Source organism: Brevibacillus gelatini (assembly GCF_050920745.1).
Classification (GTDB): domain Bacteria; phylum Bacillota; class Bacilli; order Brevibacillales; family Brevibacillaceae; genus Brevibacillus; species Brevibacillus gelatini.
Map to the genome: position 1 here is coordinate 4,051,756 of NZ_CP154342.1, position 17,565 is coordinate 4,069,320.

Genomic DNA, 17,565 nt, shown 5'->3' on the forward strand with positions numbered 1-17,565 from the left:
CTCCTTAACCTTGTCTTTTAGCCAGCAGCATGGCCTCTTTCCAAGTATCCCGGAATTGAATAAAGAGATCTTCGACTTCAAGAAGTATCTCTACATCTTTGCGTATATTTGCTTCAATTGTACGCTGAAGCATATACTCGTAAAGCCTAGCAAATTCCTTAGATATTTCATAGTCGCTGTTTAAGGTAGACATGAGCTCATATAGGATGTCCTGTATTTTCAATGAGCCTTCGTTTGCTTTTATGATGTCTTTCTCTTCTAGCGCTATCTTAACTTGTTTAATGAATTTAAGTGCACCATTGTAAAGCATCAGGGTTAATTCTGCAGGAGTAGCTGTCGTTACCTGATTAGATTGGTATGTCTGAGCAGCATTTTGTAACATCTGCATCACTTCCTAATCATTATTGCCCTAACATTTGAGCAAACCATGAGCCTTGGGACTGAGCTTTGGACATTGCTTGTTCCATGGCAGTGAATTGCTTCCAGTAGCGGTTTTCTATTACTTTCAGACGGTCTTCCCAACGGTCTATCTCGTCAGATGTTTGTTTAAGTTTTTTCCCTAAGCTGCTGTCATCATAACCGTTGCTAACTGATCCCGCCTCTTTGGTTACTTTGTCCATAACCGTTTTTAGCTCGTTATACAGCCGTTCAGCTACACCGCTTTCTTTGTATTTATCCGAAGCGTTACTTGCACTGCTATAGTTTGTGAACAGTTTCAGGACGTCTTCCCCATTATTTCGAATGGCGTCACGCAGTTTTGTCTCGTCAATATAAAGCTTACCATTCTCCTGATAAGCAGCTTTACCGTTTGGAGGACCCGTAATCCCTATTTGAGAAAGAGACAATGTTTGATCTGCAGCTACTTTTACCGATGCACTTAAAGCGGCTCTAAGATCATACAAACCATTTGTCAAAATTGGATCCCGCAAAAGAATGCCGCTTTTTGCCATATTTTCCAATTTTTCTGCGGTTTTTTCCGGCAGCGCTTCTTTTTCATCGTCCAGTAACGGCTGGTAGCCTTTATATTTAGGCTCCGATATTTTCTTATTGATTGTCTCAATAATAGCATTATACTTGTCTACAAAATCTTTTACTGTATTAAAAATTGCATCTTCATCGACTTTTGTACTAACTGTAATCGGAGAGCCCGTATTTATCTGTTTCAGCGTAAAATCAATTCCGTCATATTTAAATGTATTGGTTGCAGAAGTATATTCTACGCCGTTAATCTTGAATTTTGCAGGAATACCTGGCGTTTGTGACGAGTAAGTCATGTTCGCATCCAAATTCAAGCTGTTAGCCGTGCTGGCTACGTCAAAATCTTTGCCGTCTTCGGATGTCAAAACCAGCTTGCCATCAAAAAAGCTCGCTTTTACTCCTGATTTGGAGCTGTTGATTTTGCTTACAATACTATCGATAGAATCGGTACTTGCGAAGTTTAGGGCCACCTCTTCCAAAGTCCCGTCTCCATTTGTATCCTTCTTGATGGTCATGGTAAAATCTGATCCACCAATCGCTGCCTTGGAATCCGTAACATTTGTCAAAAATTCAGCTCTCGCTGGTACGCTTGGTTTCGCAAGTTGCTCTACTTCAACAGTATAAGAAGACAAGGAAGGATTCCCCACTATTTTTGCAGAAGCTACACTGTCATTATCGGATGTAGCTGTTTTCTTGCTAAAAGTACTTGACATCCTAAGAGTCTTCAATGTGTTTTGCAAGTCAGCCAAAAGCGAGTTCATTTCACGATAAGCGTCGCGTTTCCATTCAATAGAATATTTACTTCGCTGCAATCGATTGACTGGCTCGCGATGTGTTTTCATTAAATCTTTAATAATTTTCTCAGTGTCCAGTCCAGATGCCATACCACTAATACGGATACCCATAATTTCCCTCCCTATCTTTTCTCGTCAACAAGCAGGCCGATCATTTCGTGCATTTTGGCAGCAATGTCCATCATTTTCTTTGAGGGTATTTCCCGAATAACTTCATTCGTCTGATCGTTAATAATTTGTACATAATACTCGTTCATCTCTTCGTGGAGTGTGAATTTCACATGTGAACTGGTAGTTTTCAGCCATTGGTTAATACCCGCCAACTCTTGTTCGATTTCTCGCTTCGATTCTACTTGTGTTTGAACTGGTGCTTGATTGACCACTGGTCGGTTTTGACTTTGGTTTAGCTCAGTGTACGGTTTTACTTTGCCATAGTTGTGAATTGAACCGACATCCATTCTCGATCCTCCTCAAGAATCATTTCTTATTGTAGTTATCGGTTTTTTCACGCCAAAGCTTTACCTTCTCTTTAATACTTTCTACTCATAGGTACTGTTCAATTCACATCGTATTTACCGCATCATAAGATAGACATAGTTCCATCGTAAGAAAATTCGCTTCGATTACTGCTAACATGCGTAATAAAATACATTACTAGTGTTGTATTAATGTTATCAAAATAAGCAAAATTTTGGGCATTTATATATTAGGGCACAAAAAATCCTTTACAATGGAATGGCCAGGTAGTTTTTGTCCAAATCCACTGAAAGGATCCCAACATGGACAAAAATACCTTACTTTCGTCATTTGGTAAATGGGTTTCCCCCATTTTTTCGAAAAGTTTTTTGGAAGATCTGGCCTCCAGTACCACGACAAGTATGTCCAAAAGCTGACGACTTCCACCTATCCCCTGTTGTTTCTGCATGCCCAACTTCAGCAGCGAGAAGGATTACGGGCGATTGCAGATGACGCGTTAGGAGGAAAATTTCAACGAGAGCTCGGTTTTTATTCGATCAGTCCTTCTCAACTTTCACGCAAGCATCAACAGGCCCCATTCCGAATGGTTGCAGCGTGTTTTTATGGACTTAGTTCAACGGATTCGACTATGCTCCCTTCCCCCAGCTATGAAACGTGATTTTCGCATCGTAATGCGACCACGATCCCTTTGTGCCTAAATACTTATAAATGGGCGACCTTTCGTGAGACAAAGGCCGGGGTAAAACTTCACTTTCGGTTAGCATTTGCTTCTTCGGAAGACGTCTATCCGGAAACCGTACAGCTGACTCCAGCACGTGCTCATGACCGGACTCAACTTGATACGCTCGTAGACAAACCTGGTACGACGTATGTGTTCGATCGGGGATTTGTGGACTACGCCAAGTTTGACGCGTTCTGCGAACGCAAAAGAGATTGTTATGTACAAATGGGGACACAGCAAAATCGAATGAAACATGTCCTCCGCCTCATTGAGACAACCGATTCACAGGGAAACTCTCTCCTGCTGATTACGAATCGATTGGAGTTATCTGCACAAGAGATCAGCAAGATGGATCGGAGTCGCTGGACCATTGAAATCTTCTATAAATGGTTGAAGCAGCACGTGAAAATCACTTCCTTTTACGGGAAAAGCCAAGAAGCGGCTTTGAACCAAGTTTTCATTGCCCTGATTGCCTTTTGCTTACTTCTGTTGGCAAAAATCTTCTCCGCTTACCAAGAGAGCTTGTTTCAAATCTATCGGTGGTTACGTGTGCTGCTCTGGGAGGATAGCCAAATTTGGTGGGAGCTATTAACGTCGAAACGAAGAAAGCCTGATACATAAACGGTAAAGAAACTGCCGTGTAGCGCTCGGCTGAACTGTATATAAATTCCAAATGAAGCCAAAGGCTAACAGCAATAAGAGTCGCGTAACAGGATTTTTTACAAATGCTCCAGCTACTTTTATTTTTTTGATTACAGTAATGTAACGCTAGTAACATTGTCAATTATATAGAAATGATTTACTTTTTAAGTTTGTCTATTTACTGTACCATAATTTTATCCGATAGTTGTATTAGGTACAGGAAAGGAAGAGAAGTAAATGCATTTTAAGCGGGTGAAAATTGGCCCAAGAAACAGTTTTGAATTTTTCCCAACAGAAATCTCAATTGAAAATCGCTCATTTTTTTTAACTCGTACTGGTGATAAGTACTACCTTTTATCTTCTACTTGTCCTCATGCTGGCGGGAAAGTCAACATACGTGAGAACTGTCTGGAGTGCCCGATTCACCGATGGAGATTCTCAAAAACAACTGGAGAGTCAATAAACGTATCGAACCAACAATTGACTTCCTTCCCGGTTACAATTGAAGACGACATACTTTATTCAGTTATTCCAGTAAACAAAGAAATTGAGCATGCAAAACATAAGGCTTTGCCAGCAAGGGATCTTACAGTTGCCTTGCACTCCCATGCTTGCCTTGAGATTGCTCATGACAATTTCTCGCTTCTTACAGATCCATGGTTGGAAGGCCCTGCATTTTTAGGTGCTTGGATTCAATATCCTGCTCCTGTTGTTAGTGCACGTGCCCTTTCTCCATCAGCCATTTTTATTTCACATGAGCACTCTGATCATTTACATGAACCTACATTACAATGTTTTGATAGAAGAACCCCAATCTATTATCCTGATTTTCCGAATAAGCGTATCACCACCCAATTAAAAGAGCTCGGTTTTTCAAAGCTTTTCGCAATGCGCTTTGGAGAAACTATTCAAATTTCGAATAGAATGAAGATCACCTGCTTTGAAACTGCAAGCTTATGGAATGATGCCATAGTTTTAATAGAAATTGATGATTTTCGAATCCTTAACATTAATGATGCTGGTCTGAATCCACGTCTAGCAACTTATATTGGCCCAGTTGATGCAATCGCCTCTAGCTTTTCTCCTGGTGCTTCCGGCTATCCACTGACTTGGACCCATATAAGTAAAGCGCAAAAGGCAGATATTTTAGAAAATGCCAAATTGGGAGCATTAAAAATGTTGCAGGAGGCTTTGTCGCTGTACGGTGGGAAGTACCTGATCCCATTTGCTTCTCACTTTCATTTGTGGCAGCCCTCGCACCAAGAATATGTTGAGCAATTAAAGAAGAATACACTCGCCGATGTTGTTAGTTTTTTTGATAAGAAAGAAATAAGCGTAATTGATATACTTCCTGGTGAAAGGTGGAATGTCAGAAACAACACCATCGACCGCTCGAACTATAATCAGTCAGAATTATATGACCCTCAAATAATTTCACAATACCTAAAAAAAAGATATGACGAGCATTATGGGAGTAAAGAGCATATACCTTTAACTTCGCTTACTGAAGATGAAGTTAGGAGATACTTCTTACTTTTGAATACTACAAGCGAAATTTCTTATTGTGAGGATGTACAGGTAGGACTCAGAGTGACTGAAGGTCAGCAACTATTATTTGAAGTTAACTTTGAAATTACAAACGGGAAGCTGCATATATTGGAAGGAGAAAATAATTCTCATAACTTATTGATTGAGATCCCCGGTATAATCTTACAAAGCATTATTCGTAACAATTTATCCTGGGATGAAGCTCATATTGGTTATTGGTGCAAATTTAGTCGTTATCCAGATGTGTATCATGCTGGTTTTTGGCGTCTTCTTCAAGCCCCTTATTTCCGTAAAGCAATTGAACTTCCTAACAAAAATGCAGGTATCAATATTAACAAAGATACTATTATAGCTGATTTACTTGAACAATTTGGTACTGAGGCGGATCAAATTCTTCGGAGATACGGTTTGTATTGCTTAGGCTGTCAACATTCTACCTTTGATTCTATACTTATGGGCGCTAAAAGTCATGGCGTCAGTGAGACTGACCTGAATCGTTTAATAAAAGAATTAAATAAAGCGTTCTGTACTGAAAAACAAGGTTATGTAGAATTTTCTTAATCAGGAGGACTATCATGAGCAATAGGCTAATCGAATGGAACCAATCATATATTAATCGGGACAACTTTGTTTTTCACCCACACGAGGAAGTAATTCGGTTTGTATCCAAATATATTACTAAGCGTATAGGGTTGAATTCGTTTACTCCTGTCCATGGCCACAGCACAAAACCAAAAATTCTTGATGTTGGTTGTGGGATCGGAAGACATATATTTTTCTGTCATCAAATGGAACTTGATGCTTATGGAATAGATCTATCGACAGTTGCGATTTCAACTGCCCATGAATGGGCTGCGAATCTTGACTTTCCTAACGCAGATCAACGAATCATCCAAGGTGATATACGTGCTTTGCCTTGGGATACAGAAAACTTTCATTATGCGATAAGCCACGGGGTTTTTGATAGCATGCATTTTGAAATTGCCAAAACAGCTATAGCAGAAACAGCTCGGGTATTGCAAAAGGGCGCTTTGTTTTACTGCGACCTTATTTCCGGTGATGATTCAAAACATTCACGAGAGTATGCGAGTGAGGAAATCGTCCAGACCCAACACGAAAAAGGAACTGTACAATCATACTTCAACTATAAAAAGATACTTGAGTTAATCGGAGATCACTTTGAAATTGTAGAAGCAAATTTAATTCGCAAAGAAAACATTTTATCAGGTGACTTTTTTTCAAGATATCATTTAGTATTAAAGAAAATTTAATTACGATGACCCACTCTAAAAGTGGGTGTTTTGGGATGCATCCCAACCACCAGTCACAAACGTTCTCTTCCAGATGAATCAACAATTTATGTGATGCTCATTCCTCTTTGTCTCGTGTCTTTGTTTATGTAAAATCCCCCACTTTCTGTGGAAAGTGGGGGATTTTCAGGTGCCGTAATTGATTCGAGAAAGGTCTAGCGAAGCAAAAAATCTGATCTAAATAAGTCTGAAGAGCACGTTTATCCTATCAATGTGCCAAGTTATGAACCGATGTAGTAAAAGCGCGCCATTACCTAAAATTCACCTTGTCATCAAGAATTCACAAAATAAAAAATCTTGCTCCGAATCAATATCGATACTATCTGATTGATCCATAAAGTATGGAAGCACTGGTTCGACAAAGAATGATTTCTTATCGAGAAACTGGTTACAATCCAAAAAATACATAGCACCATTCTGCCGTAATATCCTCGCCAATTGCTGTCTAGGTTTACTGAGAGATTCTTTGTTCAGAAATGGAATAAGGGTTCCTTCCTTGGCATAAAAGCATTTAAAAGGGTGATGTTCCATTTCGGTGACACTTATTGTACAACTTGAGTTTCTATTTAAGCTCATATTAATACATTCTGTTACATGCTTTTCAGTACGCATGGGTGATGTTGGTTGAAGAAGCATAAAGTAGTTGGGCAAATTACCTTCTATCATTAATTGTTCAAGCACATGCCGGACAACATCCTCGGATGAGGCTAAATCCGTTGCAAACTCGTATGGACGGTCAATAACCTCCGCCCCTGCTGCTAAACTAACTTTTTTAATTTCTTCGTCTTCCGTACTAACAATACAACGGCTAATTAAGGGAGATTTCAAAGCAGCATTTATTGTATAAGTAATCAATGGGTTTCCAGCCAGCAAACGAATATTTTTTCGTGGTACACCTTTTGAGCCCCCTCGCGCTGGAATGATGGCGACAATCTCTAAATTGTCGTCTATTTTAGAATGATGTCCTGAAATTGTTTTTGTCTTGAAGTCCCCCATATCGCCCCTCCCTCTAACACCTCTTTAAACAGCGCTGTGCTATTTCCACGGCCAAAGCTAAAGCACGGTTCTCTTTTCGCCGACTTCGACACGTAATCGATGGCATTAAGAATACTGTCATAATCATCTGCAATATGAGTAATAGATTTATGAAAGAATCTATTTTGCTGTCGGGTACCAATGTTAATCGTTGGCACGCCGTAGACCGGTGCCTCATGGATTCCCGTACTGGAATTTCCGATAATAAACGAAGCATTCTTTAAAAGAGTCAAGAAATACTCAAATCGTAATGAAGGAAAAACCCTAAATTTATTATTAGTCTCTAACACCTTATATTCAGCTAGGATCTCATGACTGCCCAAGTCATTATTGGGATAGATGACAACATAGTTTTGACCGCTGTCGATTAAAGCAGTTACTAAGTCATGGGCATGTTTTCTCACATATTCTATTTCAGTAGTAACGGGATGGTATAAGACAATACCAAATTCCCTGAAATGAATTCCATACCGTTGCTGAACTTCTGTGAGTGATGGTAAATTTTCAGATAACATGATATCGATATCTGGTGAACCAATGATGAAAATGTGATTGGGATCCTCACCTAGTTGTCTTAATCTATCCGCAGCTTCGCTATTTGCTACAAAGTGTATATGAGCAAGTTTAGATACAGAATGGCGAATTGATTCATCAATTGTTCCTGAACGTTCACCACCTTCAATATGTGCTACTAAAATATTATTTAAAGAGCCAACAATTGCCCCTGCTAACGCCTCTATCCGATCTCCATGAACTACAATTAAATCGGGACGCTCCTCTTGTACATAACGAGAGAGACCACCGATCGTATTTGCTAAAACCAAATCCATGGGCTCTCCATGGATTTGGTTCATATAAGTATGGATTTTTTTGAATCCTGATTTAATAACTTCCTCTACTGTATATCCGTATCGCGAAAGAGTGTGCATTCCTGTAACAAAAATAGAACATTCGAAGAGATGAGAATCATCTATGACTCGCATTAGCGGCTTTAACTTACCAAAATCCGCTCGAGTACCAGTAAGGAATAACACTTTTTTATGCATCCAAGTATCTCCACCTAATCTGCTCATCCTTTTTAATATCCGAAATCGCTCGTTTGCCTAAAATTTCATGAAAACTTTCTGCTTTAATCTCACCATTACCGGGCCTCTTTACCCAGATATTTTCCATGGTTAATTTTTCTCCAGCTTTTATATCTTGAATGGCAACAACGCAAGCAAATGCGAAGTCAATAGTTGGTTGTTCCTCAGCAAGGACTGTCTTGCGTCCCCCTAGCGCTTGAAAGACTGCCTGACTTCCCTCTATCAATTCTTTAAGTTCAGTAGGATCCATAGAAATTGGAATATCGGGTCCCGGCCATGTTTTATCTGAGGTAAAATGTCGCTCTAGTATTCTTGCCCCTAAAGCTACAGCTCCGAAACACGGATAGTTTGAAATTGAATGATCGGACAGTCCCAAGACAGTACCTGGAAATGCCTCAGCCAAGTCCTCAATTGCACCTAACCGAACCTTATCATAAGGTGTAGGATAAATACTGGTACAATGCATTAATGCGAACGGCGTATTGTATTTACGGATAATATCAACCGATTTTCTAATGCTCTCAATACTATTCATCCCAGTACTCAAAATAATTGGTTTCCCATATCGAGCAATGTGTTCCACTAAAGGATGGTTATTGCATTCACCTGAACCTATTTTAAACGCTAAAACCCCCAACTCCTCCAACTGTATCGCAGCAGCGCGAGAAAATGGAGTGCTTAAAAATATCATTCCTTTTGATTCTACATACTCTTTTAAAATTTTCTCTTCTTCTTTGGTCAGTGCGCAACGTTTCATTATATCCCAAATAGACTCAGAAGCGTTACCAGGTACTACATTATTAGGGATCATTTCATCCTCTATAACGTGTGTTTGGAACTTAACACATTCACATCCAGCCTTTGCGGCATCATCAATCATTTGAAATGCCTTTTCAATACTCCCCTCGTGGTTGATCCCGATCTCTGCAATAACCAAAGGAGGATGATTAACACCAATCTTTCTATTACCAATTACGATTTCACTCATATGTTCCACCCATTTCTTAACACTTATCTTCAAAATCTACTTTTTATCACATCATTTACCTCTTCTCGAATGAAAAGGAGATCAAGCATACAATAATATCACCGACTCTTTGTGCTTTTCGGAGGAATGGGTCCTGCTCAAATCAAAGTATCTTTAATCACCATGTAAAACTGAATGATATCAATCATAGCAATTAACAACTTATTTATTCATTTGAATTGAGTTTTGGGTTATTGAAAGAAGAGGACATAGCAGGTCGCCTCTAAGAGGCCGAAAATTCTCAAGATAGTCTTGATCGAATAATTTAGCTGTATTTATTTATAAGATATTACCATTCTGTCCGATAAGTTCAGTTTAATTTTTTACGAGATCACCGAGGACCACAATTTCGTAATCCTTCTCCCCAATCAGTTTCTAACTCTTGCAATTCACTTGGCTATGAGGGTTCACAAGAGCGTTCGATCAAGCTATTTGTATTCGGGTGCTGTTTGTAAATAATTCAAGAAGAGCAGACCATTTTACAATGTGGGCTGCATTCGTTTCGGTACCTTCAGTACTACATAAATCATCAAAACCTTAACGGAGAGTTTATCCATTTACACAAAAAATTTTAAATCGTGACCTTACTGAGCCATCCGCGCTTGGTACCAGTATTTTCTTTCCACTGAGATTCAGTGTATTAAATCTCCATTATGACAAAATTTCTTGCCCCAGTACCTTCATACACATTTCTTCTAACAACGCTGTCAGTAGGGCTGTATCTTCGCTACAAATTTCAAGATAATTTCCAAATTCCTTGCTTACGCGGTCAGCCTTTCTCACTGGATCAGGGAGCAAACGTACTTCATCCAGCATTTTCATAATCAGCTTGAAGGAGACATTATTGATTGTTTGAATCAAGTACAGATTAAATTTATTTTTCTGCAACTTGTCAAACAGTTTATCAAACTTTTGAAACTGAATTTCCAACTGCTTGCGATTTTTTGTACGAACCAATTGCTTCATTTCTTCGATAAGATCCTGAAATCTATTCAGCAACTTTGCGAGCTCAGTGCTAGATTGGAGCATTTCCCTTGAAAAGCGCTTGAGATGATCGTAATCGTACCGAATCAACTTTGCGTGTTTATCCAACCAGTCACTTTCAACTATATTTGATTGATGCAATCGCTCTTCCATTACTCTTTCCAGTGGCAAAAAAACGGTTCCTTCAATATGAGCACCACCTTTTGTTGAGTTGATGATGTCCATATTCTTGAAAGATTCAATTACCCCCTCCATTTCCTTACGCATATTCGTATGCAACCGACTACTTTGGACTGTCCCACCATAAACATCCTTAACCTCTACGGCATTTGCCTTTCTCTTCTCTCCTGCGATTGGATTGATATACTCAATCCCTGCTGCATAAAACTCTTCTGCTCGAAAAGCAAAGTTTTGCCCCACCAGAATAATGGGTGAAAAACCCAGTTTAGCAAGTAACTGAAGCGTTAATGTAGCGATACTCATGAAGCTATCGATATAATCTGATCCTTCTTGATCTGATCTTTTCAGGAATAGCCTCATAACATAATCGCTCTTCACAAAAAAGTTAACCATTTTCCCTGGGTACTCTTGCAAGGTTTCAAAGCCGATTGTACTACCGAACACAAGCGGAATTTGACTGATTCCCTCTCGCAATACCTTTGCAAATACTTTTTTGTTCATCACACTGCCATCATATGAAAAAGTCGCGTCTGGCATAATACCATTGCTAAGCAATGAGTTAAGTGCAGAACCTACTGAAAAAATATAAGCCGATCCATTTTTCTTAATCTGACGGAGCCGGGCTATTTCATCATTTAAAGATGGGCCAGCGGCTACGAGTATAGCCGGCTTTCCATGAAACGCTCCCTGATTCCCCTCTAAAATACTTGGAGTATCTATAATATGAGGTATATTTTTGAACCCATTGATTGCCGTTCGCTTGGCGAATAACCTATTGGTTTGCATCAATTGTCTCGCTTCGTAGACAACCTCTTTAAACGTAGCAAAAAAGCGCTTGGTTTCCTCTTCAAAGATACGTTGGTAGCTCGGGAAAATCGCTAAATAAATTTCTTCCCGCAAGAGATTCGTAAAATCGCTCAGATTTTTCTTGCAATCTGCTGGTTCTCTCTCCACCATAATCTTTTTCAAAATTCTTTTCGGGGACCATTCATTCAAATCTTTTTTCTCTAAGAAATGATAAAAGGTAGCCAGGTTTGGTTCATAGACAGAAAAGGTAGCATCCGGGTACTTCTCTCGGAACAAATCGATGTGGTATCCAAGACCTACTCCATAAAACAGGACATGCCGTTCCCCTACATCCTCCATTGACTGCACAAACCGCTCTGCTTCCTGAATAGGATTATATTTACTATGAAGATAGTTCCACCCCGTATCTTTTAAAACAGCCATCGTCCATAGCTGATTCTTGGCTTCCTCAATCCGAGTATCCTGGCTTTCACTTTCGTCACCATGTTTCATTACATCTAGGATGTCAGGATAGAACTTCTTGAGTACTTGAACATTTTCAATTAGCATCACAAGTTATCACCTCATTTCAATCGTCGCCGCCAACTGTGTCTGTATTTTTTCATAATAAGGGACAATCTCGTATTGAATAAGGTCACCAATTAAAACAAGATCCAATTGAGTGACTGCTGTATTGAGGTTTTCTAAGAGAGATGAAGAGTCCAAAAGAGAAGCGTACTCCGGTAGATACTCACTCGTTTTGTGAATCCACTGCATCCCTTCTATAAGGTAGCTCAGTTGGACCCATGCGTCTTCACGCGGATTATCATAAAAAATCTCAACCAATTCCACTGCCTTTGGCAATGCATTGTGTGTATATTCATAAATGGAATAAAGAATGTCATCTGTCCACTGTTTTTTTGTAACCAGAATAGGTTCAATCGTTTCTAAAATTGCTTTATTCTCTTCCAGAATCATTTCAAAATGCTCGTATACTTCTTGTCCATTTATCTTCAGCCCATAAAAAATCTTGTCCGACTGCCCTATAATATCGCTTACTACAGAAAGAATAGAAGGAACGGCATCCGCAACCGTCATATCGATAGTATATTCTTTTCCATCTGAAATAATTTTCATCCGACTACCCCCACTCCTTTTCTTTCTATATATCGGTAACTATGCGGCAATCCATTATATGATATTCCTGGAAGTCAGTCGAAGCGTGTCAAATTATGCGTTTAAAATGACGAAAAAAGCACGACCTCCTTCTGGAAGGCCGTGCTTTGATGCTTTACAATTAACGGAGCAATTGCAGAACGCCTTGTGGCAATTGGTTAGCTTGCGCCAGCATAGCTTGGGAAGCTTGGGTCAAGATGTTGTTCTTCGTAAACTGCATTTGCTCTTTCGCCATATCTACGTCGCGGATACGGGATTCAGCAGCAGTCAGGTTTTCGGAAGTAATGTTCAGGTTGTTGATGGTGTTTTCCAAACGGTTTTGGTTCGCACCGAGGTAAGAACGCGCTGCGGATACTTTGTTAATTTGATTTTCGATATCGCCCAATGCAGATTTTGCACCGCTCTGAGTGCTCAGGTCATAGCTAGCTATAGCAGAAGCAACAGAAGACAAGTCAAATTTACTTACAGCCAAAGTGAGAGTTTGAGAAGTCTCTTGACCGATTTGCAGCGTGATATCGCCGCTTGCGCTACCATCCAACAGGGAGATACCGTTGAATTTGGTGTTGTCCTTGATGTTGTTAACCTCTTTGCTCAGTTCAGTTACTTCTTCTTGGATACGTTTGCGGTCTTCTGCATCCGTATACGTACCGTTTGCAGCTTGTGTAGCCAGTTCTTTGAGACGAACGAGCATGTTGTTTACAGTTTGCAGAGCACCCTCAGCAGTTTGTACCAGAGAGATACCATCTTGTGCGTTGCGGGAAGCTTGTTCCATACCGCGGATTTGTGCGCGCATACGCTCGGAGATGGACAGACCTGCCGCATCGTCAGCCGCACGGTTGATGCGGTAGCCGGAAGACAGTTTTTCTACGTTTTTAGACAGGTTGCCAACGTTTACACCCAGTTGACGGTGAGTGTTTTGAGCCGACATATTGTGTTGGATAATCATGTAAAATTCCTCCTTGAGTTGTCGACAGTCACGTCCCTGTGACTGCTCCTTAAAATGGAGACAACCAACAATCGCGCGCTTGTGGCTTTGTCCCTACAATATTGTTATCGGCTGTCATGATTTTAGTGTTTAGTGCTTTTTCTACTTTTTTCTGCAAAAAAACAAAAAAAGATAGTCTATTGACCATCTTTCCCTTCCTTATTGGACTGAATGAGCTGCCTTAAAGCAGACCAATCTGCCTGATTCGTTGCAGCAAGCCTGTTCTCTTCCTGAATGACATCATAAATCTCCTTGCGATACACATCCAAATTCCGCGGTGCTTCTATCCCGATCCGCACCTGATCCCCTTCTACTGAGATGATCTTGATCTCAATCGTGTCTCCAATCATGATGGATTCATTTTTTTTCCGGGAAAGGACCAGCATATCAGCACCACCTACTTTTGTTCCTCAGCTAGTTGCTTAAACAACGGCTGACGAATAGAGTATGTATCTTCTTGCAGGATGATCTGCCTGCCCATCCTATTCGACAAATTCACCACAATAGGAGCTTTCAGATTCACTGTCGCCTGGTTGTTGCCACGCAGCGTAACAATTGCGAATACAGCAATTTGCGACAGTTCCTCTACTCGCAGTGTCTCTTTTACTACGGAAGGAAGTTCAAAGTGATAGTCCGGAAAAAAGGTAAACGGATTGATTACCCAAAACCCGACATCTTTTTCCTCCATCGATTGGATCAGATAAAATGGACTTTCCTTCTCCTGTATCAACTGAAAAAACTGCAGATGGGAAAAACCAGGGATGCCATCCTCAAAAAATAGCTTGCCCACTTCCACTTGTTGACTTGCGTTCATGTTTTCCCCTCGCTTATATCGTTTGATCCAGTCGACTGCCTGTTGTTTCGATTTTCAGGCTATTATATTGTAGCATATACGGCTCTACCTTGCCTGGCGTGTACATCAGCTCCGGCGGCCGTATTTCCGTATTATTTCTCAGGCCATTACGCTGCACGTTGATAACTACAGGCTTTACCTCAATACTGATTTCAACGCCTTCATCATGTGACGCTGGGGGAGGGGTGTACCCGCCTTCCAATGCACGCATGCCTTTTTCCCTGCCCAATGAAGCGATGACGTTTTCTTTTGTATAGATCCGCATCATACGGTCGCCTTCCTGGCTTTTTTCGGCGATCGCCTGCAAAGCTTTTTGCTGACCGTAGGAAGCATTTTTATCACTGAACTGCATTGAGGTCATGATGCCGATATTGGCTCTTGCCTGGCTGGAATCGATCTGCAAAATGGCACGAGCTTGTTCGATTTCCAGCGTCGCCGGCACTTGCTGCAGATTCAAATCCGCTTTCGGCTGCTTGATTTCCTGAATCGGCTTGCTGATGTTTAGCCCGATTTGGGCAAATGTGCTTTGCATCTGTAAGCGCAACATTTGCACACCCTCATCTCTTTCTGTCTATTAACGAAGGAAGTCCAACAGAGTCGGCTGAATGATGCGCGCTCCTGCTCCCAACGCAGCCGAGTGGACGCTCTCTTGCGTTTTCAGATCGGTGATGACTTTTGCGATATCCGCATCTTCATTTCTGGACATGAGTTCCGTAATGCTTACTTCCTGGGAATTCAGGCGTTCAGCGATCAGCTCCACCCTGTTCACATTGGCGCCAAGCGCTGCCCGCTCCGCCAACAGCTGATCGAACTGTTCATCAATGGCATCCTGGAATTGGGTAGCCGGATTACCCGCTTTCATCTGTGCAACAATATTATTCAGAACGGTGAACATATTGTTTGCCGGGGTAGGGTAGTTAAAAATATTTTGGGCGTTCACGTTAGACGCCACAAATACATTCTGGCTTACTTCCAATTGGATCAGCGAACTGTTGGTGCTGACGAAGCCCCCGGCACCCGCATTGGCATTCGCGTCATAGGGCGGCTTGTTTGTATCGGTACCGGCAAATATATACTTCCCGTTAATTTGTTGGTTGGCCAGTGTCCCCATGTGCTTTTTCAGCTCTTCGACCTCAGCAGCCATCGCTTTCAAATCATCAGGGGAGACTCCGCCATCCCCGGAGTATACAAGAAGCTCCCTGACACGTTTCAGGACGTTGCCCATCTCGTCCATCGTACTATCCGTCATGTCCATCCACGACTTCACTTCGTCCACATTTCGCTTATACTGCTCATTCTCCATCAACGAAGACCGATAAAACATCCCGCGCGCAGCGACGACCGGATCATCGGATGGCTTTGCAATTTTGCTTCCGGAAGAAAGCTGTTGCTGCAGTTTGTCCATATTGCGCATGGAATTATGCAAATTTCGCAGCATATTGCTATTCAACATGTTCTGCGTTACACGTACCGCCATGTTCTACTCCCTCCTACTAGAGGCCAACTCGGCCCATACCGTTGATGACTTTGTCCAAAATTTCGTCCATGCTGGTCATGACGCGCGCAGATGCGCTGTACGCATGCTGGTACTTCACCATCTCAGCCATTTCATCGTCGATAGATACACCAGATACGGATTGTCGCTGGTTGTCTACAGTGCCGACAAGCATTTCCGAGTTCAACTGGTTACGGGTAGCCTCCTGGGCATCTACACCCAATTGGCTGATCGTATAGCGATAGTAGTTATCCAAAGTTGAGCTTTCAGCCAGATCGGTTGGACCTGTTCCGGCAGGCAGAACCTTGAATTTGATCGACGCTATGGCCTGCGCGTTTTCGTTGTTGCCGACCGGCGTAGAGGTCGCTTCCGGTTTAGCCGCAGCGATTGCATCCAGACTCATTATAATCGCGGGATTAACGACAATAGCCGATGCGCTTTTCGGGTAATCCTTGGTGGCGGCATTCGTGGCCAAGGAGTTTGCATCCACAAAGAACGGCAGATCCTGTACCGTCCCGTTATTAATATCACTCAAGCTTCGGCCTGCCCTGTGCAGGTCATTGATTTCCTTCGTCAAGTTTACTGCCAGAACATCCAGCCGTTTTAGCAAATTCGGCACAATTTGGTCGCGGGATTCCAAAGTTCCTGCCAAATATCCGCTTGTCGGGACAAAAGCGGCTCCGCCCAGAGTGAGATCGCTCAAGCCTGTGACTGGATTTTGCTGGGCGACTACTGGCTGGGAAGCGACACCGTTGACAAATTGGCGTCCTTCAATCGTTACATTCACCATACCTGCCGTGGTTGGCGTCACTTGAATGTCGACCAGCTTGGAGAGCTTGTCCAGGAGAACATCGCGCTGGTCGTACAAATCATTCGGCTGGTAGCCATGCGGTACGATGTTGGCAATCTGATTGTTCAGGCTGGCGATCTGCTGGCCCAGGGAGTTGATCTCCATTGCCTTCACATTCACTACGTTGTCCAAATCGCTTTGCACTTCTTTGATGTGGTTCGTCAATGTGTTAAACGTGTCCGCAACCGCTTTGCTGCGCTCACGAACAACAGCGCGTGCAGATGTATCCGTAGGGTCTTTGGCCAAGTCCTGCCAAGCTTGCCACATCTGGTCCATGACTTTTTGCAGTCCTGTTTCGGAAGGCTCATTCATGATTCCTTCCAGCTTTTCCAGTGTTTCCAGGCGTGCATCCCAATATCCCTGGCGTTTGTGCTCATTGCGATATTGAATATCCAGAAACTCTTCACGCAGGCGCTGAATGCTGGTAGCCTGTACACCTGTTCCGAGCAACCCTGGCTCGACAGCCGCTTGCAGCCCGACATACGGCAGCCCCGTCGTCGCCTGCATATTGACCCGCTGCCGCGTATACCCTTCCGTATTCGCATTGGCAATGTTGTGTCCGGTCGTATTCAATGCGGACTGCTGTGCGAACAGGCCGCGTTTGCTTACTTCGATTCCATGAAAAGTCGAGCGCATGTC

At 42.0% G+C, this 17,565-nt stretch carries 17 protein-coding genes; 3 read left to right on the forward strand and 14 right to left on the reverse strand.

Annotated features, from left to right (window positions below):
- Positions 1-4: 4 nt before the first annotated feature.
- From fliS to flaG, 3 genes are read right to left on the reverse strand one after another with little or no spacing between them, the layout of a single operon-like run.
- A complete protein-coding gene (fliS, locus tag AAFJ72_RS19555) occupies positions 5-382 on the reverse strand; it encodes a flagellar export chaperone FliS (RefSeq protein WP_432775370.1) in 378 nt (125 codons plus the stop codon).
- A gap of 19 nt (positions 383-401) precedes the next feature.
- Positions 402-1,883, reverse strand: a complete 1,482-nt coding sequence (fliD, locus tag AAFJ72_RS19560) for a flagellar filament capping protein FliD (RefSeq protein WP_432775372.1) — start codon at positions 1,881-1,883, stop codon at positions 402-404.
- An 11-nt stretch (positions 1,884-1,894) separates the two neighbouring features.
- Positions 1,895-2,230, reverse strand: a complete 336-nt coding sequence (gene flaG, locus AAFJ72_RS19565) for a flagellar protein FlaG (RefSeq protein ID WP_432775374.1) — start codon at positions 2,228-2,230, stop codon at positions 1,895-1,897.
- 707 nt (positions 2,231-2,937) lie between these two features.
- Between flaG and AAFJ72_RS19570 the strand changes: the two genes are divergently transcribed.
- The 3 genes from AAFJ72_RS19570 to AAFJ72_RS19580 all read left to right on the forward strand — a co-directional run bounded on the left by AAFJ72_RS19570 (position 2,938) and on the right by AAFJ72_RS19580 (position 6,431).
- The gene (locus AAFJ72_RS19570; protein WP_432775375.1) at positions 2,938-3,591 is read left to right on the forward strand and encodes a transposase; all 654 of its coding nucleotides are present in this window, start codon (positions 2,938-2,940) and stop codon (positions 3,589-3,591) included.
- A 258-nt stretch (positions 3,592-3,849) separates the two neighbouring features.
- Positions 3,850-5,721 (forward strand): Rieske 2Fe-2S domain-containing protein, encoded by a 1,872-nt coding sequence (locus AAFJ72_RS19575; protein ID WP_432775377.1) that lies wholly within the window; start codon positions 3,850-3,852, stop codon positions 5,719-5,721.
- Between the two features lie 14 nt (positions 5,722-5,735).
- On the forward strand, positions 5,736-6,431 hold the full coding sequence (locus AAFJ72_RS19580) for a class I SAM-dependent methyltransferase (RefSeq protein ID WP_432775378.1): 696 nt from the start codon (positions 5,736-5,738) through the stop codon (positions 6,429-6,431).
- A 300-nt stretch (positions 6,432-6,731) separates the two neighbouring features.
- Here the strand turns inward: AAFJ72_RS19580 and AAFJ72_RS19585 are convergent, their stop codons facing one another.
- The 11 genes from AAFJ72_RS19585 to flgK form a co-directional block, all read right to left on the reverse strand.
- Positions 6,732-7,466 (reverse strand): cytidylyltransferase domain-containing protein, encoded by a 735-nt coding sequence (locus tag AAFJ72_RS19585; RefSeq protein WP_432775379.1) that lies wholly within the window; start codon positions 7,464-7,466, stop codon positions 6,732-6,734.
- Positions 7,418-8,551 carry a UDP-N-acetylglucosamine 2-epimerase gene (neuC, locus tag AAFJ72_RS19590; RefSeq protein ID WP_432775380.1) on the reverse strand — a complete coding sequence of 378 codons (1,134 nt, stop codon included), beginning with the start codon at positions 8,549-8,551 and terminating at the stop codon, positions 7,418-7,420. Before neuC ends, AAFJ72_RS19585 begins: the two co-directional genes overlap by 49 nt.
- Positions 8,544-9,578 (reverse strand): N-acetylneuraminate synthase family protein, encoded by a 1,035-nt coding sequence (locus AAFJ72_RS19595; protein WP_432775381.1) that lies wholly within the window; start codon positions 9,576-9,578, stop codon positions 8,544-8,546. Before AAFJ72_RS19595 ends, neuC begins: the two co-directional genes overlap by 8 nt.
- Before the next feature lie 690 nt (positions 9,579-10,268).
- Positions 10,269-12,137, reverse strand: a complete 1,869-nt coding sequence (locus AAFJ72_RS19600; RefSeq protein ID WP_432775382.1) for a motility associated factor glycosyltransferase family protein — start codon at positions 12,135-12,137, stop codon at positions 10,269-10,271.
- Positions 12,138-12,146: 9 nt separating this feature from the next.
- Entirely contained in the window at positions 12,147-12,704 is a 558-nt protein-coding gene (locus AAFJ72_RS19605; protein WP_432775383.1) for a hypothetical protein, read from the reverse strand.
- Positions 12,705-12,864: 160 nt separating this feature from the next.
- The gene (locus tag AAFJ72_RS19610) at positions 12,865-13,689 is read right to left on the reverse strand and encodes a flagellin (RefSeq protein ID WP_432775384.1); all 825 of its coding nucleotides are present in this window, start codon (positions 13,687-13,689) and stop codon (positions 12,865-12,867) included.
- A 176-nt stretch (positions 13,690-13,865) separates the two neighbouring features.
- Complete coding sequence (csrA, locus tag AAFJ72_RS19615; protein WP_432775385.1) at positions 13,866-14,114, reverse strand: carbon storage regulator CsrA; 249 nt, start codon at positions 14,112-14,114, stop codon at positions 13,866-13,868.
- Positions 14,115-14,125: 11 nt separating this feature from the next.
- Positions 14,126-14,542, reverse strand: a complete 417-nt coding sequence (locus AAFJ72_RS19620) for a flagellar assembly protein FliW (protein WP_432775386.1) — start codon at positions 14,540-14,542, stop codon at positions 14,126-14,128.
- A 13-nt stretch (positions 14,543-14,555) separates the two neighbouring features.
- Complete coding sequence (locus AAFJ72_RS19625) at positions 14,556-15,128, reverse strand: DUF6470 family protein (RefSeq protein WP_432775387.1); 573 nt, start codon at positions 15,126-15,128, stop codon at positions 14,556-14,558.
- Positions 15,129-15,155: 27 nt separating this feature from the next.
- Positions 15,156-16,058, reverse strand: coding sequence for a flagellar hook-associated protein FlgL (gene flgL, locus AAFJ72_RS19630; RefSeq protein WP_432775388.1), 903 nt, complete (start codon positions 16,056-16,058; stop codon positions 15,156-15,158).
- A gap of 16 nt (positions 16,059-16,074) precedes the next feature.
- Complete coding sequence (flgK, locus tag AAFJ72_RS19635) at positions 16,075-17,562, reverse strand: flagellar hook-associated protein FlgK (protein ID WP_432775389.1); 1,488 nt, start codon at positions 17,560-17,562, stop codon at positions 16,075-16,077.
- Positions 17,563-17,565: the final 3 nt, after the last annotated feature.

Bases quoted from the DNA above. Each gene is read 5' to 3' on its own strand.
- AAFJ72_RS19600 (WP_432775382.1), bottom strand. From the start codon at position 12,137: ATGCTAATTGAAAATGTTCAAGTACTCAAGAAGTTCTATCCTGACATC.
- fliS (WP_432775370.1), bottom strand. From the start codon at position 382: ATGTTACAAAATGCTGCTCAGACATACCAATCTAATCAGGTAACGACA.
- flgK (WP_432775389.1), bottom strand. From the start codon at position 17,562: ATGCGCTCGACTTTTCATGGAATCGAAGTAAGCAAACGCGGCCTGTTC.
- neuC (WP_432775380.1), bottom strand. From the start codon at position 8,551: ATGCATAAAAAAGTGTTATTCCTTACTGGTACTCGAGCGGATTTTGGT.
- AAFJ72_RS19625 (WP_432775387.1), bottom strand. From the start codon at position 15,128: ATGTTGCGCTTACAGATGCAAAGCACATTTGCCCAAATCGGGCTAAAC.
- AAFJ72_RS19605 (WP_432775383.1), bottom strand. From the start codon at position 12,704: ATGAAAATTATTTCAGATGGAAAAGAATATACTATCGATATGACGGTT.
- AAFJ72_RS19610 (WP_432775384.1), bottom strand. From the start codon at position 13,689: ATGATTATCCAACACAATATGTCGGCTCAAAACACTCACCGTCAACTG.
- AAFJ72_RS19620 (WP_432775386.1), bottom strand. From the start codon at position 14,542: ATGAACGCAAGTCAACAAGTGGAAGTGGGCAAGCTATTTTTTGAGGAT.
- flgL (WP_432775388.1), bottom strand. From the start codon at position 16,058: ATGGCGGTACGTGTAACGCAGAACATGTTGAATAGCAATATGCTGCGA.
- fliD (WP_432775372.1), bottom strand. From the start codon at position 1,883: ATGGGTATCCGTATTAGTGGTATGGCATCTGGACTGGACACTGAGAAA.
- AAFJ72_RS19580 (WP_432775378.1), top strand. From the start codon at position 5,736: ATGAGCAATAGGCTAATCGAATGGAACCAATCATATATTAATCGGGAC.
- flaG (WP_432775374.1), bottom strand. From the start codon at position 2,230: ATGGATGTCGGTTCAATTCACAACTATGGCAAAGTAAAACCGTACACT.
- AAFJ72_RS19585 (WP_432775379.1), bottom strand. From the start codon at position 7,466: ATGGGGGACTTCAAGACAAAAACAATTTCAGGACATCATTCTAAAATA.
- csrA (WP_432775385.1), bottom strand. From the start codon at position 14,114: ATGCTGGTCCTTTCCCGGAAAAAAAATGAATCCATCATGATTGGAGAC.
- AAFJ72_RS19575 (WP_432775377.1), top strand. From the start codon at position 3,850: ATGCATTTTAAGCGGGTGAAAATTGGCCCAAGAAACAGTTTTGAATTT.
- AAFJ72_RS19595 (WP_432775381.1), bottom strand. From the start codon at position 9,578: ATGAGTGAAATCGTAATTGGTAATAGAAAGATTGGTGTTAATCATCCT.